Origin of the sequence: Mesorhizobium sp. M0898, assembly GCF_040319695.1 — a bacterium.
Classification (GTDB): domain Bacteria; phylum Pseudomonadota; class Alphaproteobacteria; order Rhizobiales; family Rhizobiaceae; genus Mesorhizobium.
Window position 1 is genome coordinate 1 of sequence record NZ_JAMYOE010000112.1, and the last position, 2611, is coordinate 2611.

The 2611-nt window shown below is 64.1% G+C and carries 4 protein-coding genes; 1 reads left to right on the plus strand and 3 read right to left on the minus strand.

All coding sequences use genetic code 11. From position 1 onward, the window contains the following. On the minus strand, positions 1-452 hold a 452-nt coding region (locus NKH90_RS34380; protein WP_352823729.1), incomplete at its 3' end, for a hypothetical protein. Positions 453-474: 22 nt separating this feature from the next. Here NKH90_RS34380 and NKH90_RS34385 point away from each other — a divergent pair. Continuing rightward, positions 475-1023: a hypothetical protein gene (locus tag NKH90_RS34385; protein WP_352685780.1), complete on the plus strand. Its 549-nt coding sequence runs from the start codon at positions 475-477 to the stop codon at positions 1021-1023. A gap of 160 nt (positions 1024-1183) precedes the next feature. Here NKH90_RS34385 and NKH90_RS34390 read toward each other — a convergent pair whose 3' ends face one another. Together NKH90_RS34390 and NKH90_RS34395 are read right to left on the minus strand one after the other, a co-directional pair. Beyond that, positions 1184-2167 carry an aldo/keto reductase gene (locus tag NKH90_RS34390; RefSeq protein WP_352474476.1) on the minus strand — a complete coding sequence of 328 codons (984 nt, stop codon included), beginning with the start codon at positions 2165-2167 and terminating at the stop codon, positions 1184-1186. A 10-nt stretch (positions 2168-2177) separates the two neighbouring features. Beyond that, on the minus strand, positions 2178-2333 hold the full coding sequence (locus tag NKH90_RS34395) for a YjiS-like domain-containing protein (protein ID WP_352474475.1): 156 nt from the start codon (positions 2331-2333) through the stop codon (positions 2178-2180). Positions 2334-2611: the final 278 nt, after the last annotated feature.

A 2611-nucleotide genomic window follows, 5' to 3' on the forward strand; every position in this document is an offset into this window, starting at 1 on the left:
GATAGCACCAGCGATGGCAGCTCGACCGCGACGGCGCCTTCGCACCTCATCGCAAGCGATGGCAGTTCGACTGCGACCGCCGCCGGCGCCACCACGAGCGATGGCAGCTCGACTGCCGCCCCTTCCCATGCCGCCACCGGCGATAGCACCAGCGCCGCCACCGGCGATAGCACCAGCGATGGCAGCTCGACCGCGACGGCGCCTTCGCACCTCATCGCAAGCGATGGCAGTTCGACTGCGACCGCCGCCGCCAGCGCCACCACGAGCGATGGCAGCTCGACTGCGACCGCCCCTTCCCATGCCGCCACCGGCGATAGCACCAGCGATGGCAGTTCGACTGCGACCGCCGCCGGCGCCACCACGAGCCATGGCAGCTCGACTGCGACCGCCCCTTCCACCGGCGATAGCACCAGCGATGGCAGCTCGACCGCGACGGCGCCTTCGCACCCCATCGCAAGCGATGGCAGTTCGACTGTGACCGCCGCTTCCCCCTCCGACCGCGGCGGTTTTCACGCTCTGACCGATCTGTTCGGCAGCAACGACACCAGCCATGATACTGCCGGCGACAAGGGAGGCAGCAGCGTTGACCGGGTGCTGGCCGCGTTGAGCCCCGCGCTTTCGTCCGGCTCGGAGCTTGCCGCGACCAGCAGCCCATCCGAGAAAACGGCAACCAGCCTGACCGGCCACGGGTTCGCCCAACTGCTCCAGGGCAACGAAAATGCCGGCGCCGGTGTCCACAAGAGCGCCGTCGCCGACCTGACATCCGGTCACGGCAACGATGCCTTCGACTTCAGCAAGCTTCAGGACAAAGTCCAGCTCGACCACTCCGCGCTTGCCGACCTCAAGTCGGGAGGGCTTTCATTGCATACGTCCCCTGCTGTTACGGCCACGGATGATGGTTCCCACCACATCATCTTTGACAGCTCAACCGGGTCGCTCTCTCTCGACAGCGACGCGGTCGGCGGCGCAGCTCAAGCGCAGCTCGCTACCCATCTCCCGTTGCAGCATCACTCCTTGATCTGAAAACCGGAGCGGCGGACCTTCAACTCGAGCGTGTCCGCCGCTCCGTCCGTGTTCAATTGCGCCACGGAAGCTTGACTAAGAAAAATGCGATATCGGCAGACATCAGAGAGATCGAAGTTGGTCGCATTATCGCCAATGCGAATTCCGGATTCACCACACCCTACGCAGTCTCGGCAATATTCAGCACTGCGTCGATCTCGGCCATCACCGTTTCCGGCAGCGGCCCTTTTTCCAGCGCACCGAGATTGTCCTCGACCTGCTCGGGCCGCGTGAAGCCGGGAACCGGCAAGGCGATTGCCGACTTGGCGAGTATCCAGCCGAGCGCGCCTTGCGCAAGCGTGCGTCCGCCCGAGGTGAGCAGGTCGCGGATTGCCGAGAGCCTTGACAGATAGTCCGGGTTGGCGGCGCCATCCCTGAAAAACACCATCCATTCGGCATTCCCGCCGCGCACATCGTTGGTGGGCAGCCGCATGGCCGGCGTGTATTTGCCGGTGAGCAGCCCCATTGCCAGCGGCAGCCGGCTGAACGAGACGAGGTTCTCGCGCGCCGCAACGGCCATCAGCTCGTTCGCCGGGGTAAACACATTGAAGTCGTTCTCTACGGCGACGAACCCCTCGCGCGGCGCGTAGACGGCAAGCCGTTCGCGGTGATCGGTGCTCCAGCCGAAGCCGCCGATCTTGCCCTCCTGGCGCAACAGGCCGAGCGTATCGAACACCTCGCCGGCGCGCTCGATCGGATACTCGTTGATATGTAGCAGCACGACGTCGATACAATCCCGCTGCAGGCGCTGCCGCGAATTGTCGATCGAGGTCCGGATTGCCGCGGCAGAGGCATCCTCGGGTGCGATCTTACGCGTTTCGGGATCGCCGAAATAGCCGACCTTGGTGACGATGACGGCTTCGTCCTTGCCCCTCAACGCCCGCCCGAGGATCAGTTCGGCATTGCCGGCGCCGTAGGCGGCAGCCGTGTCGAACACCCGCGCGCCGATCTCATAAGCCATCGCCAGCGCGGCTTGCGACCTGATATCGTCGACCTCGCCATAGACTGTCGCCGTGTCACGCCAGCGCGCGGGGCCACCCGCCGCCCAGGTGCCGATGCCGATGCGCGGTACCGAGCGGCCATCCCAAAGCATCATCATCTGCATGCCCGGCTCCTCAATGACGCAAGCTGGCGTGGCGGGCACGTTCGCGGATCTCTTCGCGAGAAATGCCGGCATCCGCCAGTGTGCTGTCCCGGGCCTGCCTCAAGCTCGCAAGCGTCTGGCGATAGGCAATCCAGCGGGCGAAACGGTATCGAAATTCATCCAACATGATCGTCTCCTTTGGTACGCAGAATGCCTGCGCGCCTGGGTTGGTCGGAAGCGCAAAACCTCTGCGCCAATCGCATGCGCGATCGAAAGGGTTCAGTTCGCTTCTTGGCCAGGCGAGGCGCTTGTCCCTGTCCCGCCAGGCAGGATTGTCCAACGCCTCCAATGCCTGCATACTTGCGCACGATGCCCGCTTTGCGCTACAGCCACGGTCGCAAGGAGTTTTTCATTTCTGCAAAATGGATATCGGCTGGGACGATCTGAGGTTGTTTCTCGACGTTG